The organism is Stenotrophomonas geniculata ATCC 19374 = JCM 13324, assembly GCF_001431625.1.
GTDB lineage: Bacteria > Pseudomonadota > Gammaproteobacteria > Xanthomonadales > Xanthomonadaceae > Stenotrophomonas > Stenotrophomonas geniculata.
Genome location: NZ_LLXT01000095.1, coordinates 1 through 23,104, shown reverse-complemented (window position 1 = coordinate 23,104; position 23,104 = coordinate 1). Strand labels below are relative to the sequence as shown.

Sequence of the window (23,104 nt, the reverse complement as noted above, 5' to 3'; positions counted from 1 at the left end):
TCGACAGATTTCCGCGATCTGCCGGCAAAGCCATTGGGGTCAGATCCGTTTTCCGCAGGAAAACGGATCTGACCCCATTTTGTTTGTCGATATCTGACAGATGTGTCGACCAAGGTCGACACCCACCAACGGCCGCGGGAAACTGTCGAAGGTGGGGCGGTGTCTGATTGCGGGGTGTCAGCCGCATGGATGCGGCTGCCAAGCCTACAGGGACGTACTTGCGGCGTCCCCGCAATCCGACACCGCCCCACCAAACCACGAATCACCCCAGAGCCGGCTGTTGCCTTTGACGTTGCACTGGCTTGCAGCGGGTGCAGGGCGCAGCCCTGCCGACTCCCCCTCCGGGGTAAACTAAGCGGATGGCTTCCCGTCCCGCGCACGACCTGCTTCAACGCGTCTTTGGTTACGACGATTTCCGTGGTCCCCAGCAGGACATCGTGGAGCATGTGGCTGCCGGTCACGATGCCCTGGTGCTGATGCCCACCGGCGGTGGCAAGTCGCTCTGCTACCAGGTGCCGGCCCTGCTGCGTGACGGATGTGGCATCGTCATCTCGCCGCTGATCGCGCTGATGCAGGACCAGGTCGAAGCCCTGCGCCAGCTCGGCGTGCGCGCCGAATTCCTGAACTCGACCCTGGACGCTGAAACGGCCGGCCGCGTCGAACGCGAACTGCTCGCTGGCGAGCTGGACATGCTTTATGTCGCCCCGGAGCGGCTGCTGACCGGCCGCTTCCTGTCGCTGCTGTCACGCAGCCGGATCGCCCTGTTCGCCATCGACGAAGCGCATTGCGTGTCGCAATGGGGCCACGACTTCCGCCCGGAATACCGCCAGCTGACCGTGCTGCACGAGCGTTGGCCGCAGATCCCCCGGATCGCGCTGACCGCCACCGCCGATCCGCCGACCCAGCGCGAGATCGCCGAACGCCTGGACCTTCAGGAAGCACGCCACTTCGTCAGCTCCTTCGACCGCCCCAACATCCGCTACACCGTGGTGCAGAAGGACAACGCCCGCAAGCAGCTGACCGACTTCCTGCGTGGCCATCGTGGCGAGGCCGGCATCGTCTACTGCATGTCGCGGCGCAAGGTCGAGGAGACTGCCGAATTCCTGTGCGGCCAGGGCTTCAACGCCCTGCCCTACCATGCCGGCCTGCCGCCGGAAGTGCGCGCTAACAACCAGCGCCGTTTCCTGCGCGAGGATGGCATCGTGATGTGCGCCACCATCGCCTTCGGCATGGGCATCGACAAGCCGGACGTGCGCTTCGTGGCGCATACCGACCTGCCGAAGTCGATGGAAGGCTACTACCAGGAAACCGGGCGCGCCGGCCGTGATGGCGAAGCCGCCGAAGCCTGGCTGTGCTACGGCCTGGGCGACGTGGTGCTGCTCAAGCAGATGATCGAGCAGTCCGAGGCCGGCGAAGAACGCAAGCAGCTGGAGCGGGGCAAGCTCGACCACCTGCTGGGCTACTGCGAATCCATGCAGTGCCGCCGCCAGGTGCTGCTGGCCGGTTTCGGCGAGACCTATCCCCAGCCCTGCGGCAACTGCGACAACTGCCTGACACCGCCGGCCTCATGGGACGCGACCATCCCAGCGCAGAAGGCGCTGAGCTGTGTCTACCGCAGCGGCCAGCGTTTCGGCGTGGGCCATCTGATTGACGTGCTGCGAGGCAGCGAGAACGAGAAAGTGAGGCAGCAGGGCCACGACAAGCTGAGCACCTACGCGATCGGCCGCGACCTGGATGCGCGCACCTGGCGCAGCGTGTTCCGCCAGCTGGTCGCCGCCAGCCTGCTGGAAGTGGACAGCGAGGGCCACGGCGGCCTGCGCCTGACCGATGCCAGCCGTGACGTGTTGACCGGCCGCCGCCAGATCAGCATGCGCCGCGACCCGTCCAGCAGCACCAGCGGACGCGAGCGCAGCGCACAACGCACCGGATTGTCGGTACTGCCGCAGGATCTGGCCCTGTTCAACGCCCTGCGCGGCCTGCGTGCCGAACTGGCCCGCGAACAGAACGTGCCGGCCTTCGTGATCTTCCACGACAGCACCCTGCGCAACATCGCCGAGCAACGCCCGACCAGCCTGGATGAACTGGCCCGGGTCGGCGGCATCGGCGGCACCAAGCTGAGCCGCTACGGCCCACGCCTGGTCGAGATCGTGCGTGAAGAGGGCTGACGGTATTGCGTTGCCGCGCTGCGCGGCCGCCGGGCATGGCCCCAATGGCGCACGGGCGCCCCGATAGAGCCGAGCCCACGCCCGGCTGCCTCTGCGCGAACAGCAGCCGAGCGCGGGCTCGGCTCTACGCTGGTGCAGGTCCAACCTTGAACCGGCCATTCAGCCGGAAGTGCATCCACAGCCGCTTGCGGCTAGATTAGCGCCATGTCCCTCGCCTCGACCCTGCTCCGTGTCGTGCTCATGCTCAGCCTGTTGCTCAACGGGCTGAACGCGGCCATGGCCAGTGGTCACGAGGAAATGGGCCGGATGGCCCACGCGGTAGCCGCCCTTGATGGCGGCGATGCCGACTGCCACCACCACGCCGCCATGCAGGCCGACGAGGCCCCACAGGCCAAGGCCCCCGCCCACGACGCCCACTGCCAGATCAAGGACTGCGTGCGCAGCTGCGCGCAGCACCCGCTGCTGGTGGTGCAGCCGTTGCCGTATCTGGCGGGCCCGGCACTGTCGCTGGCGCCGCAGCCGATGTCGGCCACTGGCCGGCCGGCGCCGCCGCTGCCGCCGATCTCCCGCCCTCCCATCGGCTGATTCCACACGCACCGTGCGCCCTGCGCACCGTAGCCGGCCACCTGCCGGCGTCTTTACGTGTCTGGAGTCACCACCATGAATACCCGCATTCCCCCCGGTCCGGGCGCTGTGCCCATGCCGTCGCGCCGCCTGTTCGTGCAGGGCCTAGCCGCCGGTGGCGTGGTTGCCGGCATCGCCGCTGTCGGCGTGCCGCAGCGCGCGCTCGCCGCCGCCACGGCCGCCCCACGCCTGGCCGGCGCCCCTGCCGTGCTCAGCGACACCCGCATCGAATTGGCCATCGGCGAATCGCTGGCCAATTTCACCGGCCGCACCCGCCCGGCGATCACCGTCAACGGCTCGCTGCCGGCCCCGATCCTGCGCTGGCGCGAAGGCCAGACCGTGGATCTGTTCGTGCGCAACACGCTGGACCACCATCCGACCTCGATCCACTGGCACGGCATTCTGCTGCCAGCCAACATGGACGGCGTGCCCGGGCTGAGCTTCAACGGCATCGGCCCCGGTGAGACCTACCACTACCACTTCGACCTCAAGCAGTCCGGCACCTACTGGTACCACAGCCACTCGATGTTCCAGGAGCAGGCCGGCCTGTACGGTGCGCTGATCATCGATCCGGCCGAACCGGCGCCGTACCACCACGACCGCGAGCACGTGATCATGCTGTCCGACTGGACCGACATGGACCCGGGCGCGCTGTTCCGCCGCATGAAGAAGCTTGCCGAGCACGACAACTACTACAAGCGCACGCTGCCCGACTTCCTGCGTGACGTGAAGCGCGACGGCTGGTCGGCCGCGTTGTCCGACCGTGGCATGTGGGGCCGGATGCGGATGACGCCGACCGACATCTCCGACATCAACGCGCACACCTACACCTACCTGATGAACGGCACCGCCCCGGCCGGCAACTGGACCGGTCTGTTCCGCAGCGGCGAAAAAGTGCTGCTGCGCTTCATCAATGGCGGGTCGATGACCTACTTCGACGTGCGCATCCCCGGTTTGAAGATGACCGTGGTCGCCGCTGACGGCCAGTACATCCACCCGGTCAGCATCGACGAATTCCGCATCGCTCCCGCCGAAACCTACGATGTGCTGGTGGAACCGAGTGGGCAGGATGCCTTCACCATTTTCTGCCAGGACATGGGGCGCACCGGCTACGCCGCCGGAACACTGGCCGTTCGCCATGGCCTGCAGGCACCGATTCCCGCGCGCGACCCACGCCCGTTGTTGACGATGAGCGACATGGGGCACGACATGGGCAGTGGTGGCCACGGTGGCCACGACATGGCCGCGATGAAGGGCATGGAAGGCGGCTGCGGCGCCAGCATGGGTCACGGCGCGCACGGCGGCGATACCGCCAGCAAGGCACCGAAGCATCCGGCCAGCGAACGCAACAACCCGCTGGTGGACATGCAGAGTTCGGCCACCGAACCGAAGCTGGACGACCCCGGCATCGGCCTGCGCGACAACGGCCGCCAGGTGCTGACCTACGGCGCCATGCGCAGCCTGTTCGAAGACCCGGATGGTCGCGAGCCCAGTCGTGAAGTCGAGCTGCACCTGACCGGCCACATGGAGAAATTCTCCTGGTCGTTCGACGGCATCCCGTTTGCCAGCGCCGAGCCGCTGCGGCTGAACTACGGCGAACGCATGCGCATCGTGCTGGTCAACGACACCATGATGCAGCACCCGATCCATCTGCACGGCGTGTGGAGCGATCTGGAAAACGCACAAGGCGAATTCCAGGTGCGCAAGCACACCATCGACATGCCACCCGGTACACGCCGCAGCTACCGCGTGCGCGCCGACGCGCTCGGCCGCTGGGCCTATCACTGCCATCTGCTGTACCACATGGAAGCGGGCATGATGCGCGAAGTGAGGATCGAAGAATGAGCCGCTCACTGCTTTCCCCCAGCCTGCTGGCCTTGGGCCTGGCCGCCGCATTGCCGGTGTTCGCGCAGTCGCACGCGGGCCATGACATGGGCGCGATGAACGCGCCTGCGAAGGCCACGAAGTCCGCGAAGACGCCTGCCGAACCGGTCGATCATTCGAAGATGGACCACTCGACCATGGATCACTCGAAGATGAACCACGCCGCGATGCAGCCGGCGACGATGGACCATTCCGCGATGGATCATTCCACGATGGAGCACTCCAGCATGGATCACGCGGCGATGGGTCACGGCACGCCCGCACCCACCGAACCGCGCGAGCCGATCCCGGTTCCGACCGACGCCGACCGCGCTGCCGCCTTCCCACCGATCGCGCATGGCGCGATGGAACACGCGCCGGAGATCAACAGCCTGCTGCTGATTGACCGCCTCGAACACTGGGACGGCAAGAGCAGCAACGGCCAGGCCTGGGAAGCCACCGGCTGGATCGGCGGCAACATCAACCGCCTGTGGCTGCGCACCGATGGCGAACGCAGCCGTGGCCGCACCGAATCATCGTCGCTTGAAGCACTGTATGGCCGCAGCGTGTCGCCGTGGTGGGACGTGCTGGTCGGTGTGCGCCAGGACTTCCGACCGGCCGACTCCCGCACGTGGGCGGCGATCGGCATCCAGGGCCTTGCGCCCTACAAGTTCGAGAGCTCGGCCACGCTGTACATGGGCTCCGGCGGCCAGGTGCTGGCCAAGGCCGAAGTCGAGTACGACGTGCTGCTGACCAACCGCTTGATCCTGCAGCCGCTGCTGGAAGCCACGGTGGCAGCCAAGGATGAACCGGAGTACGGCATCGGCCGTGGGCTGAACAAGGTCGAAGCCGGGCTGCGACTGCGCTATGAGTTCAGCCGCCGCTTCGCGCCGTACATCGGCATCAGCCACGAACGCAGTTTCGGCGACACCGCCGACTATGCCGGTGACCACGCGCGCGACACACGTTGGGTCGCTGGCGTGCGCATGTGGTTCTGAGCAGCGTTACGTGAGCAGTGGCCAGCCCCGGCAGCCGCCGGGGCCGGCTACACTGCGCCACGTTCCAATGCAGGCACCGCCATGTCGTTGCAGATCCGCCGCGCCACCCTCGCCGACGTCGACACGCTTTCGGCAATCGCCATCGCCACCTACACCGAGACCTGGGGCGACTCGTATCCGCCGCAGGACCTGCACGATTTCCTGCAGGATCACTACAGCAGCGAACCGCAGCGCATCGAACTGTCTGACCCACGCAGTGCCATCTGGCTGCTGACGGACGGTGACGCCGTGGTCGGCTATCTGGCCGCCGGTGCCAACACCCTGCCGCACACGGATGCATGCGAGGGCGACATCGAACTGAAGCGGTTCTACATTCTGGCTGCACACCAGAACGGCGGCCATGGTGCACGCATGATGGACGCGTTCATGGCCTGGCTGGACCAGCCGCAGCGCCGCACCCTGTGGGTGGGCGTATGGGAAGAAAACTTCGGCGCGCAGCGCTTCTACGCGCGCTATGGCTGCAGCAAAGTGGGCGAGTACGACTTCATCGTCGGCGATACCCACGATCGCGAGTACATCCTGCGCCGGCCGTGATCATGCGGCCCCTGTAGCGTCGAGCATGGCTAGACGCTACAAAGAGCGAAGCGGCTAGAAGTCGAACAGCTCCGACAGGAAGCTGTCCTTCTTCTTTTTCTTGTAGCCGCGACCGTACTGCTGGCCACGGTTGTCCTCGTAGCGCTGGCCCAGATGGCGGGTGTCACGGTGCATCACCGGCGGCGGCGCGGCGGCCGGCTGCGACTGCGCCGGGGCGGGCGGCGGTACCGCACTACCCGCACCCGCGCGCTCGATGATCTTGTCCAGCTCGCCACGATCCAGCCAGACACCGCGGCAGCCAGGGCAATAGTCGATTTCGATGCCATGGCGTTCGGCCATCTGCAGGGTCTGGGTCTTGCACACGGGGCACAGCATCGGCATTGCTCCTCTCGGTCTGGTTTCGACTCTACCTGCCCTGTGATGACTGTGCGGCAACACATGACCGATGGCACAGGGACTTCCGGCGCGTGCCAGCGTGCCCGGTCCCTTCCACACTGCATGCTGGTTCCGCAGGGAGTGCGAGCATGACCGTCCTGTCCCGCCTGCCCAGCGCCGCGCGCCTGCTGCTGGTGCTGCTCGGCGTTGGCGTTGGCCTGAATCTGCGCGACATCGCAGCCGCCGCAGGCACGCCGATTCCCGCCTTGCCCATTGCTTACGGCGGCAGCCTGCTCGACAACGCGCTGGCCGTGCTCGTGGCACTCCTGCTGGCCGCGCTGCTGCGGCCACGCGGGATGGGCCTGATGGCCAGCCTGGGGCTGCGCGGCAACGGCTGGAGCGGCCCGATGTGGGTACTGCTGGCCAGCCTGCCCTGCTGGCTGGGCCTGGCGCTGCTTGGTACACCGAACAAGGCACTGACCGTACTGGATGCCACCATGCTGGCAGCGCTGTTCCCACTGGCCGAGGAAGTGCTGTTCCGCGGCCTCGGCTTCGTGCTGCTGGTGAAGATCGTGCGCGCCCCTTGGCCATGGCTCGCACTGCCGCAGGCGCTGTTGTTCGGCATGGTGCACTGGCTGGGCTTCGGCGGGTTCGACGGCGGCGGCCTCGCGCTGTTCGTCGGGGCGGTGATCGCCCTGGGCGGCTTCATCTTCGCCTGGCTCGACCACCTCGACGGTGACACCTTGTGGTGCGGCTTGGTCCTGCACGTGTCGATGAACCTGGCCTGGAACGTGTTCAGCCTTGATGACGCTGTTGCACTGGGCTGGCAGGCCACCGGCCTGCGCATCGGCACTGCCCTGCTCGCGGTCGCGATCCTGGCCTGGCACGTGCATCGCCGGCGCCAGACGCGGTTGTAACGCCCACTTAGCTTGCCGTGCACGCCGGGATCACTACCGGCTTGCGCATACTTGCGCGCCTTTCGCTCCCCCTGTTGTCCGGAGTTGCCGCGTCATGTTGCTGTCCAAGCGCTTTGTGGAACCGCGCGTCCTGCTCATCGAGGACGCCGAGGAAACCCAGGAACTGAGCCGTCTCGCCCTGGAAAGCCAGGCCTGCCAGGTCACCGCTGTCAGCAGCGCCGAGGCCGCGCTGGGCCTGCTCAACGCCGGTGAACCGTTCGACCTGCTGTTCACCGACGTCTGCCTGGGCGGCATCAGCGGCATCGAAACCGCCAACCGCGTGCGCGAGCACTTGCCGCAGCTGCCGATCCTGGTCACCTCCGGCATGGATCAGCATCGCGTGCTGCCGCAGCTGCGCGCCGGCATCCACTTCCTGCCCAAGCCATACAGCATGAGCGAGCTGCTCGATGCCATCCGCCTGTGCTTCCGCCACGCAGCGGATGCCGCGCTGATGCCGCCGCCGCGGGCCAGCGCGGCCTGAGGGGATCATCCACGCATGGCGTGGATCTACTGATTCCGTTTCTCGTCGGCGTGGACCCACGTCAACAACCCCGGTAGATCCACGCCATGCGTGGATTGAACCTGCGATCAACCGCTGCTGTACGGCCCGCTACCCGGGAACACCTTCAGCAGCGCTCGGGTGATCATGTCCGGGTAGACCGTGAAGTGATCCTCGTCATCGATCACCATGTTCTCCACCTTCAACGATCGCCCGCTGCTGCGCAGCTGCTCGGCGAATTCTGCGTTGTGGCGCAGCATGTCGTTGCGGGTGAAATAACGCGGTTCGGGCTTGACCGTTTCAAAGCTGCCCACCGACAGCACCACCGTGGTCGGCTGCGCCGGCGCCTTGGCCTCGGCCTGCATGCGCGGCACCCGATGGTCGTCGAACCACAGTGATGGGCTGGAGAGGATGTAGGTGCGGAACATGTCCGGGCGCGTGGTCAGCACATAGGCGCCGAACAGGCCACCATAGGAATGACCCGCATAGGCGCGCCGCGCCGGATCAGTGCGGTAGCGCGCATCGATCATCGGCAGCACCCGCTCGGCGAGGAAATCGCGATAGTGCGCCGCGCCACCGTAGCTCACGTCATCGCTGTAATCACGCGGATCGGTACGCGCCGGGTCGCTGGGCGTGTAGTCGCGCGAGCGGCTCTGCTTGGAGGTCAGCCCTTCCTGCGGCGGCAGCCCGACCAGGATGAAATCCTCCAGGTTGACACCCTTCTGGCCCACCAAGTTGCGCACGCTGCGCACCAGCGGGAAGCTGTACAGCGCGTCGGTCACGTACAGCACCGGATAGTGCTTTTCCGGATGTGCGGCGTAGTCGGCCGGCAACGCCACCCAGACCGGATAATCGCGGCCGATCGGATCGTGCACGCGCAGCGCTTCGGTATCCGGCAGCACCACGCCCGACACAGCGGCGGCCGGGCTCTCCTTCGCTTCACTCTGCGCTGCCGGCGGCGCCACCGACATCGCACAGCCACTCACGGCCAGGCCGGCCGCCACACTCCATCCACGCACACGCTGCATCCACACGCTCCCATTGCGGGCGGCGCACCGGATGGCGCCGCTGCCGCATCCTTGCATGGTGCGCAACCCGCTGCCAGTGCGGTCAGGGCGAGGCCGGCGGCGCCGGGAACAGTGTGCGCAGCGCCTGCAATGCGGCCGGATGATAGATCGTAGCGTGGGTTTCTTCCGGCAACGGCAGGTACTTCACCAGCGGCGACGGCGAAGCCTGCTGCAGCAACTCGGCCAGTCGTGCAGTGGATGCGGCCAGCTCCGGCTGCCCACTGCTGGCCAGGAATACTCGCGGCTGCGCACGCGTCACCGCCGGCAGCTGCTTGGCCGCCCCGGCCAGCATTGCACCACGGTTCCACCACAGGCTGGGGTCCAGCGCGATGTAGCTGTTGAACAGTGTCGGTTCCTGCAGCAGCGTTTCGACCACGAACAGGCCAGCCAGCGACTCGCCGATCAACGCGCGTTCGTCGGTAGTCGGGTAGCGCTGGCGCACCTGCGGCATCAGTTCATCGCGCAGGAACGTGCGGTAGGCCGCCGAGCCACCAATGCGTGGCGCGATCTTCTGGTCCTGCGGGTCGTTGCTGGGGCCGGTCATGTCGCGGCGGCGCTCGGTGTTCTCGATGCCGACCAGCAGGAACGGGCGCATGCTGCCGTTGCCGGTCAGCACCTGCACCAGCCCAGCCACATGCAGGAAGTCCTCGCCGATGCCGCCGTCGGGCATGTAGAGCACCGGCAGCGGCGTTTTCGGGTCCAGACCCCATGGCTGCGGGCGGTAGACGTTGATGCGGCGGGTTTCGCCCAGCGCCTTCGATTCGATGGTGAAGGTCTCGCCGATGACCAGAGGCAAGGCGGCAGCGGGCGGCGCGGTTTCGGCGGCCATCAGCGGCGCGGCGGAGACAGCGGACAACAACAGCGACAGCACGATCAGACGCATGGGGCGGTCCATATTGGGAAAGCGCTGAGCATAGACCGCCGGAGGCACTGTCGTTCGCGGCACTTTGCCGATCGACCGGAACTGGAGCACCATGGAGTCGGTGATGGTCATGCAACGCGCACCATGGCTCACGGACTGGTCACCGCCACGCTCATATCCACAAGGAGGTTCCCATGTTGAGTGTATTGATCGCCACCGCCCTTGCCGCCGCCTCGCCTCAGGCCAGCAGCACTCCGGCAGCATCCGCAGCGTATGCGGACTGCCTGCTCGCCCACCTCCAACCGGGATTGTCCGACCACGCGATCCCGCTGCTGCAGCAGGCCTGCGTCGCGAAGCATCCGGAGAGCTACGTCGCATATTCAGAACTGGAACGCCGGATCAGCGCGCAGCGCCGGGCTGACTTTGACGCGGCTCAAGCGGAAGCCGTGCGTTCCGCGAACGCGGCAGCGACGGCCGCACAAGAAGCTGCCGACGCGGCGGCCGCGAAAGCCAAGGGAATGCGGACGAAGTAGAGGCCCTGGACCAGGCAACAAAAAAGGCACCGCATTGCGATGCCTTTCTGAATGACCTGGGTCATTGGATGCAATGGTGGGCCGTGAAGGATTCGAACCTTCGACCAAAAGATTAGAAGCCATTGGACAATCGCATTACCTTCAATGCGCTATGTCGTTCCGCCTCAATCTTCGAAACTGACATTTGAATTCCTTGAGCCACATAGGGCGAGGGAATTTGCGGAACGGATTTCCAACCCCTCCAGCGACCTCAACAAGGCCCACTCCATCTGCCCGAAAGGCGGATCAAGGTCGGTCTTGGCCAGCCGGTTTCCCCTGACCTTCTCCCGTCAGGCTTGGATCCTGGCCACGTCCTCCCGCAGTCTGTCCTCGCGCATAGCCACCCATAGTTCGACGCCGGCCCGTCCCCGCTCATAGCTGCTGCGCCAGCGGAACGGTCCGCCCGGGCCATGCCTGTGCCGGTCCAGCGCGGCAATCCAGGTTTCGTTGTTTACCCACGGGGCCATAGCCACGACCCGCACGCTTTGGGAGTCGATCACGTTCAGCGGGCCATCCGGCCGGCTGGCGAACCTGATCGTCCAGTGGAAGTTGGGAGAAGCGTCATGGCCGGCAGCATACGGCCGATCGTCGCGAAGACCGCGATCACGTCGCCGACCTGCCTGTGCCGCCAGGCGAAGGAATTGTTAAGGGCTGCATCGGCGATCTGACGAAATCGTCGATTTGCCCAGATACCAGGGTCGACTCTGGGCCGGCACGCCGCTGCTCAGGCGCAGAAGGGCAAAACCGCCATCGCCCCGGACTGACCAATGCTCACCTCGTAATGGAATAGCCCCGCTGTGCAGGGGCTATTCCAGTGACCAAGAGAAACTACAGCGCTAACGAGAATTTCAGCGAATCATATACTGGACATGACAGGTCTTGGCAGCGCCGGCACCGCTACAAGTAATAGCTTGCACGGAGCCAGATGATGGACCAGACGAAGTCATCGTTGCACCAAGGCCGTGCAGGTGCGTGACCATCTGCCCCAGGTTCTCTCCATTGTAATCCGTCCACTCCCCTTGCACCTGCTGGATGTCAGAAGGAATCAACTGACCTGCAGCAGTACGCTCACTACCGACTTCGCTCTGGCCGTTCTGATACTCAAGATTCACAATAACCGTAACGTAGGATCCATCTTTGAACACGATCCGCATCAACAGTCGGGCTTGGTCGCGAAGTCCCGTGTAGTTGGTCACGTGTTGGAGAAGATCAGACATCGCTGTCAAAACGTTGGCACCAACTATTTTTGTGATCACGCCGGTACTTCCAGCTGCCGACTCCACCATCGCACGCAAGTTGTGATCGCCGACGTAATCGTAGGCGGTCTTGGCAGACGCACTTGGATTAAGACCCAAGACATCAACTGGGACGATATAAGTCGGCCGCAGAGTACCGCCGCCCTCAACCATCACCTGATGCCCACGCCTAACCTCCTCGACAGCTCCAGAGGGTGGCGTCTGACGCTGCACTACAGGACCTGCAGCACGGGGAACAACGCCACCACCACCACCAGTGCTGTCATATCCGATGTAGTACTGCTGGATCAAATTGGCGGAAACGTTGTACACAAGGTGTGTTCCCGCACCCAGCCTTACTGCTTCATTGCGGAAATCAAGGTCCTTGGTGCACGTATCGCACCGAACAGCTTTCGCCTCGACAGCGGGAGCAAAAGAAATGAACCCCACCAGCGCAAGAAACCCAGCAAAACAGCCCTTCAACACGACCTTCTCCTTGGCAAAAATGCGATCTCTGTCACTTCCGAAGTAGACCACCAAGCCTACTTCTCTCTAAAGTGACAAACCGATGCTACATCGAATGAATTGATCGCGCATCCGAACATCCAGCGCCGTATCACGTTTCAAACTTACTTTTCATGCATCAACATTCCGTCGCGCATGCCAGTGCACAGCTTCTGGCATGTGACCGTGATCAGGGCGGAGTGGCACATGGGCGCAATCTGACACGTCGCCTCGTTCAGCCGCCGTGAGACCGTAGCTTAGTGTCCGGTCACATGAATAAGCACGAACCTGCCAGCTACGAACCTCGCGGATTCCTACGCCCACGTTATCCGGTGACCACCGCGAGTCCCAGCCGTCCATGCTGGTCATCAGCGCATTGCCGAGCATGTCCGGAGAACCTCCAATTCTGCCCCTGCTGCGTGACTTGGGACTCAGCGGGTTGAAGCCGCTGGCGAACCGGCCGCTGACGTTCAAACGGCACGGCAAGCAGAAGGGTGCGGTGATCGTTCACACGGCGCTGCTGGATGAGTGCGGCCAGCTGCTGAGCAAGGGCCAGCTGCGAAGACGATTCGATGCAGCGCACGCACTTGCAGGCGTTGCCAAGGCGGCATCCCAGTTCCGGGATCTGCGGGCTGAGGCCGGCACTGACAAGGCAGACGCGGCGGCGGACATTCGCCCCGACGAAGTAATCTTGCGGAAACGATCGGCGATTGCGGAAAAGAAAAAGGGTTCCGGATTGATCCGAAACCCTTGTATCGCAATGGTGGGCCGTGAAGGATTCGAACCTTCGACCAAAAGATTAAAAGTCTTCTGCTCTACCGACTGAGCTAACGGCCCATTGCACTGCCCCAGCCTTTCGGCGGGGTGGGCATTCTACCCTACTTTGCCGGGCCGGGTGAAACCCTGGTGCGTCGAGGTTGCCAGCCAGCGGCCGGCACTACCCGATCTGGACCGCCGGCTTAAACCTTCCGGGCCGTCGTCGCATCCCATCTGTGATCCTTCCCCGGAGCCACGGATGCGCCTGCCCCTCTGCCTCATTGCCGCCCTGCTGCCGTCCTGTGCGGCACTGGCCACCCCGTCCCAGGTCGTCACCGACGACATCGGCCGCTTCTGGGCCACCTATGACGCGGTGCGCGCCGAGCCCGACGTTGACCGCCAGGTCGCACTCGTACAGGAGCGCTACATCGATCCAGGCAGCCCCGGCCTGCATGCGCTGATGCAGGTCCGCAACTATACCGCCCGCGAATACGCCGAGGCCATGCGCGCGTGGCCGCGCTTCTGGACGTCGGTTCGGCCGTTGACCGCCAACGCGCAGCAGGCCAGCGCCACACTGGAACGGGATCTTTCCAAATTCCGGGCGCTCTACCCGGCTTTGCGTCCGGCCACCGTCACCTACGCAGTCGGTGTGCTGCGCACCGGCGGCACCACGCTGGGTGACAAGGTGCTGATCGGTGCCGAGATGGCGCTGGGCGATGAGCGCGTGGACGTGAGCGAACTGCCGGAGAAGATGCGCGACCGCCTGCGGATCTTCTACGACAGCCGGCCGGGCGCGAACAACGCGCAGAACAACCTGCACGAGTACGTGCACACGCAGCAGCGCGAGACCACCGGCAGCCTGGCCCAGTACGCGGTGCGCGAGGGTGTTGCCGAGTACGTGGCCGAACGGCTGAGTGGGCGTCGGCCGGCGCTTCCGCTGTACAGCTACGGGCCCGCGCATGAGGCGGACATCCGCACGCGTTTCATTGCCGAGATGGACGGGGGTAACCTCGACAACTGGCTCTACAACAGCGCCCGCAATCCATTCGGGGTGAGTGATGTGGGGTACTACGCCGGGTATCGCATCGCGCAGGAGTACATGCGCCAGCAGGCCGACGAGAAGGCCGGTATCGCGCGGATGATTGAGTTGGACTATGCCGATCCGAAGGCGGTGCGGGCGTTTATTGACGCGTCGGGATGGTTGCAGCAGCGGTAGCGCCTGGCCATGCCTTGCGGGCCAGGGGGTGCGAACCAAGGTTCGCACCCACCGAGGGAGCGGTTGGCACACACCAGGTCCATCGGGTTCGCACCCACAGGGAAGCCGGCCAGCGGCCGGCTCTACCGAGCGATCAGGCGTACAGCGTCGGGTCCGGCACGCCGGCTTCGGCGAAGCCCTGCGCGCGCAGGCGGCAGGCGTCGCAGTGGCCGCAGGCGGCGCCGTTGGCGTCGGCGTTGTAGCAGGACACGGTCAGGCCGAAGTCCACGCCCAGGCGCACGCCTTCGCTGACGATCTGGCCCTTGCTGAGGAACTGCAGCGGCGCGTGCACCTTGATGCCCGCACCTTCCACGCCCGACTTGGTGGCCAGGTTGGCCAGTGTCTGGAATGCAGCCACGAACTCGGGGCGGCAGTCCGGGTAGCCGGAGTAGTCCACGGCGTTGACGCCGCAGAAGATGTCATTGGCACCGAGCACTTCGGCCCAGCCCAGCGCCAGCGACAGCATGATGGTGTTGCGCGCCGGCACGTAGGTGACCGGGATGCCGGCGCCACCGGCCTCGGGTACGTCGATGTCGTCGGTCAGTGCCGAGCCGCCGATGCTGCGCAGGTCCACGTCCACGGTCTTGTGCGCGACCACGCCCTGGGCCTTGGCCACGCGGGCGGCGGCATCCAGTTCGGAGGTGTGGCGCTGGCCATAGCGCACGCTCAGGGCATGCACGGCGAAGCCCTGTTCCTGGGCCATGGCGATGACGGCGGCTGAATCCATGCCGCCGGAGAGAAGCACGACTGCCTTCTTCATGGGAAAAACATCCGGTTGGGAGGGGAAAGCCAGCACGCTGTCCCGCGCCGGAGCTACATCAGGGAACGCTGCGCAGGCTCATCGGCCCGGCTCGTCGTTCCACAGGATTTTATGCAACTGCATCTGGAAGCGCACCGGCAACCGGTCTTCAACGATCCAGTCGGCCAGCTGCCGCGCGGTGATCTCGCCCTTGCTGGGCGAGAAGAACACCGTGCAGCGCTTGACCAGATCGTGCTCGGCCAGCAGGGACTTGGCCCAGTCGTAATCCTCGCGGCTGCAGATGACGAACTTGATCTGGTCGCGGGCGGTCAGCAGCGGCAGGTTGTCCCACCGGTTGCGCGCCACTTCGGCCGAGCCCGGGGTCTTGATGTCGACCACGCGCGATACGCGCGGGTCCACCGCGCTGACGTCCAGCGCGCCGGAGGTTTCCAGGGAAACGTCCATGCCGGCATCGCAGAGCTTCTGCAGCAGCACCAGGCAGCGCTTCTGCGCCAGCGGCTCGCCGCCCGTCACGCAGACGTGGCGCACGCGCTGGGCCAGCACCTCGGCCACGATGTCGTCGATGTCCCACCAGGTGCCGCCATGGAAGGCATAGGCGGTGTCGCAGTACTGGCAGCGCAGCGGGCAGCCGGTCAGGCGCACGAACACGGTCGGCCAGCCGGCGGTATCGGCTTCGCCCTGCAGCGAGGTGAAGATCTCGGTGATCTTCAGGCGTGGCAGGGGCGACTGCACGATCTCACTGGGCGTGGCGGCGGCGCTGGACGGGGTAACGGCGGTCATGGCGGGGAGTTCTTGGTGGGACACGTGGCGGGTGGGCTACCGTGGCCGGTAACGAAAGCAGCCGAGCATGGCTCGGCTCTACAACAGCAACCGGACGGGTTTGCCGGTCCGGAAACGAAAGCAGCCGAGCATGGGCTCGGCTCTACAGGGCACCCATTGTACGCCCGGTCAGCGGATCAGCGGATCTGCTTGCCGAGGCGGATGGACTGCAGACGGTCCTGCGCGGTGCGCGCGGCGTCCGAGCCAGGGTACTGCGCCACGACGGTCTCCAGCGTCTGCTGGGCCTGGTCGACCTTGCCCTCGCCGTATTGCGAGAGGCCGACCTTGAGCAGGCCGCCAGCGGCCTTGTCGTGGGTCGGATAGCGCGAGAGCAGTTCGCGGAACTGGGTCTCGGCCATCGGGAAATTGCGGGTGGCGTAGTAGCTCTCGCCCAGCCAGTACAGCGCGTTCGGCGCGTAGACGCCGTTCGGATACAACTGCAGGAAGCTCAGGAACAGCTGCGCCGAGTCATCGTACTTGCCGGCCTTCAGCGAATCGAAGGCGACGTTGTAGGAGGTGCGCTCGTCGCCGGTGGCGGCAAGGCTGCCGGCATCACCATGGACGGAAGGCGGCCGCTCGGAAGTGGCCGCCGCTGCGGGTTTTGCCGGAGCCGGTGCGGCCTTCGGCGCGCTCGCCGGAACGGGCGGCAGGGCCGGGGCGGCATTGCCCCCTTCCAACCGGTTCAGGCGGCTGTCCAGATCCAGGTACTGGTCCTGGGCGGACTGCTTGAGCTGGGCGTTGTCGTGCTGCAACTGCTCGATCGAGGCCTGCAGGCTGGTGACCTGCTGCCGCAGCTGATTGATCTGGTTCAACAGGTCCTGGTTGGCACTGTTGTTGTACATCTGCTGCTCGATCGCGCCAACGCGGTCGGCCAGGCTCTGTCGCTGTGCATGCGCCGGTGCGGCAGCCACGAGGGCTGCCGCAACGACCAGCATCAGTTTGATGCCAATGCGCATGGATTACTGCGCGGTGTAGACGATTTCGACGCGACGGTTCTGCGACCAGCAGGACTCGTTCGACTCGGTGCAGACCGGACGCTCTTCACCGTAGGACACGACGGTCAGCTGCGAAGCCGAGCCACCGTTGGCCTGCAGGGCCGAGTTGACGCCGTTGCCACGACGCTCACCCAGGGCCTGGTTGTACGCGCGCGAACCGCGCTCGTCGGTGTGGCCCTGCAGGGTGATGCGCGAGGACGGACGGTCACGCAGGTACTTGGCGTGGCAAGCCATGATGGCCTGGAATTCCGGCTTCACGTCTTCCTTGTCCAGGTCGAAGTAGACAACGCGCTGGCGCAGGCAAGCGTCGGTGTCCAGGTCGCCCGGGCCGTACAGGCCGGAGGTCGACGGACCGGTCGGGGTGGTGGTCGAGGTGCCGGTGTCAACCGGGGCTGCCGGCTCTTCCTTCACCTTCTTCGAGCAACCGGCCAGGACGGCCACAGACAGCAGGGAAACAAGCAGAACGCGGGTGGACTTGTTCATGGCGATACCTTTGTGGCTCCTAGGCCGATGAGGGGTTCAAGACAGCGAAAATATTAACACTCTTTTAGCGCTGGGTACGGTATGGGGACCATGCCGGCTCGCGCACATCACCATCGGCCAGGACCAGGCGCTGGCGAACCCGCGCATCGGCCGAAACGGCATACAACACACCACGGCCACCTTCGCGGGCGGCGTACAGCACCATGCTTGCGTTGGGCGCAAAGCTGGGCGATTCATCCAGCGAACCCGGGGACAGCGTGCTCCAGCGGGGCGAACCCAGCGAGCTGTCCATCATCGCGATCTTGTAGCTGTTGCCCGAGCCCTGGGCGACGGCGATCTTCTTGCCATCGTAGGACACCGAGGGCTTGGCGTTGTAGTTGCCCTGGAAGGTCACGCGCTCGGCGCTGCCGCCGCCCGCACCGACCTTGTAGACCTGCGGACGGCCGCCGCGGTCGGAGGTGAAGTACACCGCGCTGCCGTCCGGCGCCCAGGTCGGCTCGGTATCGATGGCGAAGTGGTTGGTCAGCTGGGTCAGCTGCTTGCTGCCCAGGTCCATCACGTAGATTTCCGGGTTGCCCGAACGCGACAGGGTCAGGGCCAGCTTGCGGCCGTCCGGCGAGAACGCCGGAGCGCTGTTGATGCCACGGAAGCTGGTGACCAGCTCGCGGGCGCCGGTGCCGATGTTCTGGATGTAGATGGCCGAATTGCCACGCTCGAAGCTGACGTAGGCCAGCTTGCTGCCATCCGGGCTCCACGACGGCGACAGCAGCGGCTCGGCCGAGCGCACGATGGTCTGCGGGTTGAACCCGTCGGAATCGGCCACCATCAGCGCGTAGCGCATGGCATCACCCTTGCCGCTGGCGGTCACGTAGGCGATGCGGGTCCAGAAGGCGCCGCGCACACCGGTGATCTTCTCGTAGATGGCGTCGGCCATCTGGTGGGCGACGTCGCGCATGGCATTGCCACGGGCGGTCATCGCCAGGCCCAGCAGGCGCTCGCCCTTGGGCACGTCGAACAGTTCGTACTCGACGCGGTAGGCACCGGCACCGGCGTCGAGCACGCGGCCGACCACGATGTAGTTCTGCTTCAGTGCGCGCCAGGTGGCGAACTGGATGTCGCCGCCGCGCACCGGCTTCTCGACGATCTGCGCTTCCGGCAGCGTGCGGAACTGGCCCGAACGCTCCAGGTCGGCACGGACCACGCCAGCGACGTCGGTCTGCGGTGCAGCCGCCGAACCCTGGTAGGGCATCGGCACGATGGTGATCGGCAGCGCGGAGGCATTGCCGCCGATGATGTCGATATCCAGCCCCTTCTGCTGCGCGACGGCAGCAAAGGGCAGCAACAGGGCCGCAAACACGGCAAGCCAGCGAGGCATCTTTTTCATGGAGCGCTCAATAGGGGGAAACCGGAACGAGGGATAGCAAAGCGGGAGTGAACCGCTTCGCAATCATGAACCAAGGGTACGTGAATTCCGGGTCAGTTCCAGCCCGTCCTCTCACGCACCGTTAACGTCGTGGCTAACATCGCACTCGCCTGCCCCGGTAACGCCGCCCTGTGGGGCGGTGTTCGACAGCAGCCCACACTCTGCCCGGCCGAAACCAGACCTGCCAGAGGCGAGCGCGACATCCGTGGGCGCAGGTGGCCCGGAAGCCACCCTGCCCTGCCCGCCTCAGCGATCCTGGGCGGTAAAGGTGAAGTTGAGCGTGCGCGCGAATACCGACTCGAAGCCGCGGTACGGCAGCGGCTGCGCATTGAGCACGGCGGCCTCGATCGAACGCTTGCCGGCCTCGTCGTACGGGCAGTTCGGGCTGACCTTCGCCTGCATCACCGTGCCACCCGGAATCTGGGTGATGGTGATCTGGCAGCGCTGGCCCAGCGGCACCGTATCCGGGCGCACCCACTGCGACAGCACCTTGGCCTGGATCGCGGCGGCGTACTTGGCCGAAAGATCGTCGCTGTTGCCACCCCCGCCGGCGGCCGGCTGGGACGCACCGCTGGCACCGGCGGCGGCACTGCCGGCCGCGTTGCGCGCGGCGGCCACCTGGCGCAGCTTCTGCTCGGCCAGCTTGGCTTCCTTCTCGGCCTGCTCGCGGCGGGCACGGATCTCGGCGATCTTCTTCTGCTTCTCGGCCTCGGCCTTGTCGGCGGCCACGCGCTCCTGCTCGGCCTGCTTCTTCTTTGCGTCCGCTTCCTGCTGCTTGGCCAGACGCAGCTTCTGCTCCGCTTCTTCCTGGCGCTTGCGTTCGGTCAGGTCGATCTGTTCCTGGCGGCGCTTGGCTTCCTGCTCCTGCTTGGCCTTCTCCTGCGAGATGGCCAGCGCGCTCACTGCTTCCTGGTCCTTGGTGTCCGGCTGTGCGACGCGCTCCTGCGCCTGTTGCTGCTGGGGCGTGGGAGCGTCCTGCGGGCGCGGTTCGGGAATCGGCTGCGGCGGCGGAATGGTGTCTTCCGGTACGGGGATCGGTTCGGCCACCGGCGGCGGCAGGTCCTCCAGCTTCTCCGACTGGCGCAGCGCTTGGCGTGCGGCGGAGGCCTCGGACGCGGACAGCGCCAGGCTGGCCTCGACCGACGGATCACCGGCGGCGGCGTCGGTGTTGCGCTCGGGCGACCAGAACCAGGCCACGATGAAGACCAGCGCGACCAGCAGGTGCACCAGCAACGCCAGCGCCAGGGGCAGGCCCCAGCCGGGTTCGCGCTGCTGTGGAGGTGGCAGGGCGTCAGCGTGCATCGGTGGCCAGGCCTACCTTGTCTACCTTGGCGCGCTTGATCACATCCATCGCAGCGATGACCTTTTCATAGGCCACGGCACGGTCGGCGGCGACGATCACGCGCACGCCCTTGTCCTGGGCGGCGATGCCGGCCAGGCGGCCTTCCAGTTCCTCGGCCGACACGGCGGTCGGTTCCTTGGCGTCGGGCAACTTCAGGCTGAGCTGGCCGTCCTGGCGCACCGAGACGATCACCGGGTCCTGCTTGCTCTCCAGCGCCTTGGCGTTGGATTGCGGCAGGTCGACGTCGAAGCTCAGCGTGAGCAGCGGCGCGGTGACCATGAAGATGATCAGCAGCACCAGCATGACGTCGATGTAGGGAACGACGTTGATTTCCGATTTCAGCTTGCGGCGCTTGCGGCGACCGATGGCAGCGGACATGGCTTGGACTCCCGGGTCAGGCGCTTACTCGTCGCCAGCGCTCTGGCGCTGCAGGATGGAGCTGAACTCTTCGGCAAAGGTCTCGAACCGCACCGACATGCGCTCTACGCGGGTGGTGAAGCGGTTGTAGGCCCACACTGCCGGAATCGCCACGAACAGGCCGATCGCGGTGGCGAACAGGGCTTCGGAGATGCCTGGGGCGACGGCGGCGATGCCGGCCTGCGCACCGCTGCTGATCATGTCGTGCATGGTCACCATGATGCCGAACACGGTGCCGACCAGTCCTACGTAAGGCGCGGTCGAGCCGATGTTGGCCAGCAGCTCCAGGTTGCGCTCGAGCTGGTCCACTTCGCGGGTGTAGGTGGTGCGCATGGCACGCTGCGCGCCTTCCAGCTGCGCGCGGCCATCCAGGCGACGCTTGTCGCGCAGGCGGGTGTATTCGCGGAAACCGGCTTCGAAGATGGCTTCCAGGCCGCCGACATTGCGGCTGCGGTCGGTGGCCGAGCTGTACAGCTTGCCCAGGTCCGCACCGGACCAGAAGCGGTTCTCGAACTCGTCGGCTTCGCGGGTGGCCTGCTTGAACACGCGGGCCTTGCGGAAAATGATCACCCAGCTGACGAACGAGCCGACCAGCAGCAGCAGCACGATGATCTTCACCGGCAGGCTGGCCTTGGCCATCAGTTCGAGGTAGTTGATGCCGCCGCCGGTGGTGGCCTGGGCAAGGGTCTGTGTCGCGGCGTTGCTGACGTCGGCCGGCAGTGCCTCGGTGACCGTGGCCTGCAGGGCCAGGAGCGTTGCGATCATCCGTTGTTCCTCAGTGTTCGGATTCGGGGTGGAGGTGGGGTTGCAGCACGGCAAGGACGGCCTCGTCCATGCCACGCGGGCGGAAACTGGCCGCTTCCAGTGCGGCGATGCGGACCTGCGCCGACAGCAGCAGTTCGCCGTCGCGCAGGATCTGCTGGTCGAAGACCATGCTGGCCTTCTTCAGCTGGACCAGGCGGGCACTCACCTGCAGGGTGTCATCCAGCCGTGCCGGCCTGATGAAATCCATCTGCATCGAGCGCACCGCGAAGACCATCCCATGCTCGGCGCGCATGCGCTCCTGGCCGTAGCCCAGCGCACGCATCCATTCGGTCCGGGCCCGTTCCATGAAGGCCACGTAGCGGGCGTGGTAAACCACGCCACCTGCGTCGGTATCTTCCCAGTAAATGCGTGTCGGCCAACTGAATCGGGGCTCAACCGACATCGGGAACCTCCGCGAACAGGTCCTGCGGCGGGTTCTTCGGCTTCAGGCCCATGTGCCGGTAGGCCTTGTGGGTGGCCATGCGGCCGCGCGCGGTACGCACCAGGAAGCCCTGCTGGATGAGGTACGGTTCTACCACGTCTTCCAGCGTGCCGCGCTCTTCGGACAGCGCTGCCGCCAGCGATTCGATGCCGACCGGGCCGCCATCGAAGTAGTCGACCATGGTCTTCAGCAGGCGCCGGTCAAGCTCGTCGAAGCCCTCCGGGTCGACCTTGAGCATCTTCATCGCAGCCTGGGCCACGGCCTCGTCGATGTGGCCGCCGGCCTTCACCTGCGCGTAGTCGCGCACGCGGCGCAGCAGACGGTTGGCGATACGCGGGGTACCACGCGCGCGGCGCGCGATCTCCCCTGCCCCATCGGCGGTGCAGTCGATGGCCAGGATGGCCGCCGAACGGCGCACGATGCGGGTCAGCTCCTCGACGCTGTAGAACTCCAGGCGCTGGACGATGCCGAAGCGGTCGCGCAGCGGCGCGGTCAGCAGGCCGGCACGGGTGGTGGCACCGATCAGGGTGAACGGCGGCAGGTCGATCTTGATCGAGCGGGCGGCGGGGCCTTCGCCGATCATGATGTCGATCTGGAAATCTTCCATCGCCGGGTACAGCACTTCCTCGACCACCGGCGACAGGCGATGGATCTCGTCGATGAAGAGCACATCGTGCGGCTGCAGGTTGGTCAGCAGCGCGGCGAGGTCACCGGCCTTCTCGATCACCGGGCCGGAGGTCACGCGCAGGGCCACGCCCAGTTCGTTGGCGATGACATGACTGAGGGTGGTCTTGCCCAGGCCGGGCGGCCCGAAGATCAGCACGTGGTCGAGCGCGTCGCCACGCCCCTTGGCCGCCTGGATGTAGATTTCCATCTGCTCGCGCACCGGTACCTGGCCGAGGTAGTCGGCAAGGCGCTTGGGGCGGATGCTGGCGTCGGCGGCGTCATCCTCGCGGGTGGCGCCGGCGCCGATGATGCGGTCGTCGGTCATGTGCTGATTATGCGGCAAAAGTACGGGTTTCGGCCGGGCTGCGCCCGGCACCCGCAGAGGCAACGTCAACATCCAGAGCAACAGCCGAAGCGGGCTTCCTGGGGAATGGCGGGGGGGGGGGGGGGGGGGGGGGGGGCGGGAGGAGGGCCACATGGGGTCGGCCGGCGCCCCCCCCGCGCCGCCCCCCCCCCCCCCCCGCCCCCCCCCCCCCCCCCCCCTCTCTCCTTTCCTGGCGCACGGCCGCTTGTCTTGTTGTGGGGGCCGCGCTGTTGTGTGCCGCGTGTGTACCGCCTGGGTGGTGAG

Annotated in this window: 23 protein-coding genes and 1 tRNA gene; 9 read left to right on the top strand and 15 right to left on the bottom strand. The window is 65.9% G+C overall.

The features are described 5' to 3' along the window. Nucleotides 1-359: 359 nt before the first annotated feature. The 5 genes from recQ (at nucleotide 360) to ARC63_RS08660 (ending at nucleotide 6,244) form a co-directional block, all read left to right on the top strand. On the top strand, nucleotides 360-2,165 hold the full coding sequence (recQ, locus tag ARC63_RS08680) for a DNA helicase RecQ (protein ID WP_057503046.1): 1,806 nt from the start codon (nucleotides 360-362) through the stop codon (nucleotides 2,163-2,165). Between the two features lie 204 nt (nucleotides 2,166-2,369). Next, complete coding sequence (locus tag ARC63_RS08675; RefSeq protein WP_049481793.1) at nucleotides 2,370-2,750, top strand: CopL family metal-binding regulatory protein; 381 nt, start codon at nucleotides 2,370-2,372, stop codon at nucleotides 2,748-2,750. Nucleotides 2,751-2,825: 75 nt separating this feature from the next. Beyond that, on the top strand, nucleotides 2,826-4,634 hold the full coding sequence (locus ARC63_RS08670; RefSeq protein ID WP_057503045.1) for a copper resistance system multicopper oxidase: 1,809 nt from the start codon (nucleotides 2,826-2,828) through the stop codon (nucleotides 4,632-4,634). Then, on the top strand, nucleotides 4,631-5,650 hold the full coding sequence (locus tag ARC63_RS08665; protein ID WP_057503044.1) for a copper resistance protein B: 1,020 nt from the start codon (nucleotides 4,631-4,633) through the stop codon (nucleotides 5,648-5,650). The genes ARC63_RS08670 and ARC63_RS08665 overlap by 4 nt, the downstream gene beginning before the upstream one ends. An 81-nt stretch (nucleotides 5,651-5,731) precedes the next feature. Further along, on the top strand, nucleotides 5,732-6,244 hold the full coding sequence (locus tag ARC63_RS08660) for a GNAT family N-acetyltransferase (protein ID WP_057503043.1): 513 nt from the start codon (nucleotides 5,732-5,734) through the stop codon (nucleotides 6,242-6,244). 54 nt (nucleotides 6,245-6,298) lie between these two features. Here the strand turns inward: ARC63_RS08660 and ARC63_RS08655 are convergent, their stop codons facing one another. After that, nucleotides 6,299-6,619 carry a TFIIB-type zinc ribbon-containing protein gene (locus tag ARC63_RS08655; protein WP_057503042.1) on the bottom strand — a complete coding sequence of 107 codons (321 nt, stop codon included), beginning with the start codon at nucleotides 6,617-6,619 and terminating at the stop codon, nucleotides 6,299-6,301. Between the two features lie 149 nt (nucleotides 6,620-6,768). On the opposite strand from ARC63_RS08655, the gene ARC63_RS08650 reads away from it, so the two are divergent. Both ARC63_RS08650 and ARC63_RS08645 read left to right on the top strand, forming a co-directional pair. Continuing rightward, nucleotides 6,769-7,536, top strand: a complete 768-nt coding sequence (locus tag ARC63_RS08650; protein WP_057503041.1) for a CPBP family glutamic-type intramembrane protease — start codon at nucleotides 6,769-6,771, stop codon at nucleotides 7,534-7,536. 94 nt (nucleotides 7,537-7,630) lie between these two features. Continuing rightward, complete coding sequence (locus ARC63_RS08645) at nucleotides 7,631-8,056, top strand: response regulator (RefSeq protein ID WP_019337551.1); 426 nt, start codon at nucleotides 7,631-7,633, stop codon at nucleotides 8,054-8,056. Nucleotides 8,057-8,163: 107 nt separating this feature from the next. Here ARC63_RS08645 and ARC63_RS08640 read toward each other — a convergent pair whose 3' ends face one another. Then, on the bottom strand, nucleotides 8,164-9,102 hold the full coding sequence (locus ARC63_RS08640; RefSeq protein WP_057503040.1) for an alpha/beta hydrolase: 939 nt from the start codon (nucleotides 9,100-9,102) through the stop codon (nucleotides 8,164-8,166). A gap of 82 nt (nucleotides 9,103-9,184) precedes the next feature. Beyond that, nucleotides 9,185-10,024 (bottom strand): alpha/beta hydrolase, encoded by an 840-nt coding sequence (locus tag ARC63_RS08635; protein WP_057503039.1) that lies wholly within the window; start codon nucleotides 10,022-10,024, stop codon nucleotides 9,185-9,187. A 173-nt stretch (nucleotides 10,025-10,197) separates the two neighbouring features. Between ARC63_RS08635 and ARC63_RS08630 the strand changes: the two genes are divergently transcribed. Further along, complete coding sequence (locus ARC63_RS08630; protein ID WP_057503038.1) at nucleotides 10,198-10,536, top strand: hypothetical protein; 339 nt, start codon at nucleotides 10,198-10,200, stop codon at nucleotides 10,534-10,536. 887 nt (nucleotides 10,537-11,423) lie between these two features. On the opposite strand, the gene ARC63_RS23645 is transcribed toward ARC63_RS08630, so the two are convergent. Together ARC63_RS23645 and ARC63_RS08615 are read right to left on the bottom strand one after the other, a co-directional pair. Further along, nucleotides 11,424-12,347, bottom strand: a complete 924-nt coding sequence (locus tag ARC63_RS23645) for a hypothetical protein (RefSeq protein ID WP_231298605.1) — start codon at nucleotides 12,345-12,347, stop codon at nucleotides 11,424-11,426. Between the two features lie 728 nt (nucleotides 12,348-13,075). Further along, nucleotides 13,076-13,151 (bottom strand) — tRNA-Lys (locus ARC63_RS08615). A gap of 178 nt (nucleotides 13,152-13,329) precedes the next feature. Here ARC63_RS08615 and ARC63_RS08610 point away from each other — a divergent pair. Further along, nucleotides 13,330-14,286: a DUF2268 domain-containing putative Zn-dependent protease gene (locus ARC63_RS08610; protein WP_057503035.1), complete on the top strand. Its 957-nt coding sequence runs from the start codon at nucleotides 13,330-13,332 to the stop codon at nucleotides 14,284-14,286. 133 nt (nucleotides 14,287-14,419) lie between these two features. On the opposite strand, the gene queC is transcribed toward ARC63_RS08610, so the two are convergent. From queC to ruvB, 10 genes are all read right to left on the bottom strand, one after another. Further along, on the bottom strand, nucleotides 14,420-15,085 hold the full coding sequence (gene queC / locus ARC63_RS08605; RefSeq protein ID WP_049413330.1) for a 7-cyano-7-deazaguanine synthase QueC: 666 nt from the start codon (nucleotides 15,083-15,085) through the stop codon (nucleotides 14,420-14,422). 78 nt (nucleotides 15,086-15,163) lie between these two features. After that, on the bottom strand, nucleotides 15,164-15,865 hold the full coding sequence (gene queE / locus ARC63_RS08600) for a 7-carboxy-7-deazaguanine synthase QueE (protein ID WP_057503034.1): 702 nt from the start codon (nucleotides 15,863-15,865) through the stop codon (nucleotides 15,164-15,166). Between the two features lie 176 nt (nucleotides 15,866-16,041). Next, complete coding sequence (gene ybgF / locus ARC63_RS08595; protein WP_010481611.1) at nucleotides 16,042-16,860, bottom strand: tol-pal system protein YbgF; 819 nt, start codon at nucleotides 16,858-16,860, stop codon at nucleotides 16,042-16,044. A gap of 3 nt (nucleotides 16,861-16,863) precedes the next feature. Continuing rightward, complete coding sequence (gene pal / locus ARC63_RS08590; RefSeq protein ID WP_005410748.1) at nucleotides 16,864-17,382, bottom strand: peptidoglycan-associated lipoprotein Pal; 519 nt, start codon at nucleotides 17,380-17,382, stop codon at nucleotides 16,864-16,866. A 64-nt stretch (nucleotides 17,383-17,446) separates the two neighbouring features. Beyond that, the gene (gene tolB / locus ARC63_RS08585; RefSeq protein WP_049411092.1) at nucleotides 17,447-18,766 is read right to left on the bottom strand and encodes a Tol-Pal system beta propeller repeat protein TolB; all 1,320 of its coding nucleotides are present in this window, start codon (nucleotides 18,764-18,766) and stop codon (nucleotides 17,447-17,449) included. Between the two features lie 285 nt (nucleotides 18,767-19,051). After that, nucleotides 19,052-20,107, bottom strand: a complete 1,056-nt coding sequence (tolA, locus tag ARC63_RS08580) for a cell envelope integrity protein TolA (RefSeq protein ID WP_057503033.1) — start codon at nucleotides 20,105-20,107, stop codon at nucleotides 19,052-19,054. Beyond that, a complete protein-coding gene (tolR, locus tag ARC63_RS08575) occupies nucleotides 20,097-20,525 on the bottom strand; it encodes a protein TolR (protein ID WP_005410751.1) in 429 nt (142 codons plus the stop codon). Before tolR ends, tolA begins: the two co-directional genes overlap by 11 nt. A 24-nt stretch (nucleotides 20,526-20,549) precedes the next feature. Next, entirely contained in the window at nucleotides 20,550-21,329 is a 780-nt protein-coding gene (gene tolQ, locus ARC63_RS08570) for a protein TolQ (RefSeq protein WP_006438802.1), read from the bottom strand. Nucleotides 21,330-21,339: 10 nt separating this feature from the next. After that, complete coding sequence (gene ybgC, locus ARC63_RS08565; RefSeq protein ID WP_010481597.1) at nucleotides 21,340-21,771, bottom strand: tol-pal system-associated acyl-CoA thioesterase; 432 nt, start codon at nucleotides 21,769-21,771, stop codon at nucleotides 21,340-21,342. After that, nucleotides 21,761-22,801 (bottom strand): Holliday junction branch migration DNA helicase RuvB, encoded by a 1,041-nt coding sequence (ruvB, locus tag ARC63_RS08560; protein WP_010481595.1) that lies wholly within the window; start codon nucleotides 22,799-22,801, stop codon nucleotides 21,761-21,763. Before ruvB ends, ybgC begins: the two co-directional genes overlap by 11 nt. Nucleotides 22,802-23,104: the final 303 nt, after the last annotated feature.

Coding starts and splice junctions, on each gene's coding strand:
- recQ (WP_057503046.1), top strand. CDS start 360: ATGGCTTCCCGTCCCGCGCACGACCTGCTTCAACGCGTCTTTGGTTAC.
- ARC63_RS08675 (WP_049481793.1), top strand. CDS start 2,370: ATGTCCCTCGCCTCGACCCTGCTCCGTGTCGTGCTCATGCTCAGCCTG.
- ARC63_RS08670 (WP_057503045.1), top strand. CDS start 2,826: ATGAATACCCGCATTCCCCCCGGTCCGGGCGCTGTGCCCATGCCGTCG.
- ARC63_RS08665 (WP_057503044.1), top strand. CDS start 4,631: ATGAGCCGCTCACTGCTTTCCCCCAGCCTGCTGGCCTTGGGCCTGGCC.
- ARC63_RS08660 (WP_057503043.1), top strand. CDS start 5,732: ATGTCGTTGCAGATCCGCCGCGCCACCCTCGCCGACGTCGACACGCTT.
- ARC63_RS08655 (WP_057503042.1), bottom strand. CDS start 6,619: ATGCTGTGCCCCGTGTGCAAGACCCAGACCCTGCAGATGGCCGAACGC.
- ARC63_RS08650 (WP_057503041.1), top strand. CDS start 6,769: ATGACCGTCCTGTCCCGCCTGCCCAGCGCCGCGCGCCTGCTGCTGGTG.
- ARC63_RS08645 (WP_019337551.1), top strand. CDS start 7,631: ATGTTGCTGTCCAAGCGCTTTGTGGAACCGCGCGTCCTGCTCATCGAG.
- ARC63_RS08640 (WP_057503040.1), bottom strand. CDS start 9,102: ATGCAGCGTGTGCGTGGATGGAGTGTGGCGGCCGGCCTGGCCGTGAGT.
- ARC63_RS08635 (WP_057503039.1), bottom strand. CDS start 10,024: ATGCGTCTGATCGTGCTGTCGCTGTTGTTGTCCGCTGTCTCCGCCGCG.
- ARC63_RS08630 (WP_057503038.1), top strand. CDS start 10,198: ATGTTGAGTGTATTGATCGCCACCGCCCTTGCCGCCGCCTCGCCTCAG.
- ARC63_RS08610 (WP_057503035.1), top strand. CDS start 13,330: ATGCGCCTGCCCCTCTGCCTCATTGCCGCCCTGCTGCCGTCCTGTGCG.
- queC (WP_049413330.1), bottom strand. CDS start 15,085: ATGAAGAAGGCAGTCGTGCTTCTCTCCGGCGGCATGGATTCAGCCGCC.
- queE (WP_057503034.1), bottom strand. CDS start 15,865: ATGACCGCCGTTACCCCGTCCAGCGCCGCCGCCACGCCCAGTGAGATC.
- ybgF (WP_010481611.1), bottom strand. CDS start 16,860: ATGCGCATTGGCATCAAACTGATGCTGGTCGTTGCGGCAGCCCTCGTG.
- pal (WP_005410748.1), bottom strand. CDS start 17,382: ATGAACAAGTCCACCCGCGTTCTGCTTGTTTCCCTGCTGTCTGTGGCC.
- tolB (WP_049411092.1), bottom strand. CDS start 18,766: ATGAAAAAGATGCCTCGCTGGCTTGCCGTGTTTGCGGCCCTGTTGCTG.
- tolA (WP_057503033.1), bottom strand. CDS start 20,107: ATGCACGCTGACGCCCTGCCACCTCCACAGCAGCGCGAACCCGGCTGG.
- tolR (WP_005410751.1), bottom strand. CDS start 20,525: ATGTCCGCTGCCATCGGTCGCCGCAAGCGCCGCAAGCTGAAATCGGAA.
- tolQ (WP_006438802.1), bottom strand. CDS start 21,329: ATGATCGCAACGCTCCTGGCCCTGCAGGCCACGGTCACCGAGGCACTG.
- ybgC (WP_010481597.1), bottom strand. CDS start 21,771: ATGTCGGTTGAGCCCCGATTCAGTTGGCCGACACGCATTTACTGGGAA.
- ruvB (WP_010481595.1), bottom strand. CDS start 22,801: ATGACCGACGACCGCATCATCGGCGCCGGCGCCACCCGCGAGGATGAC.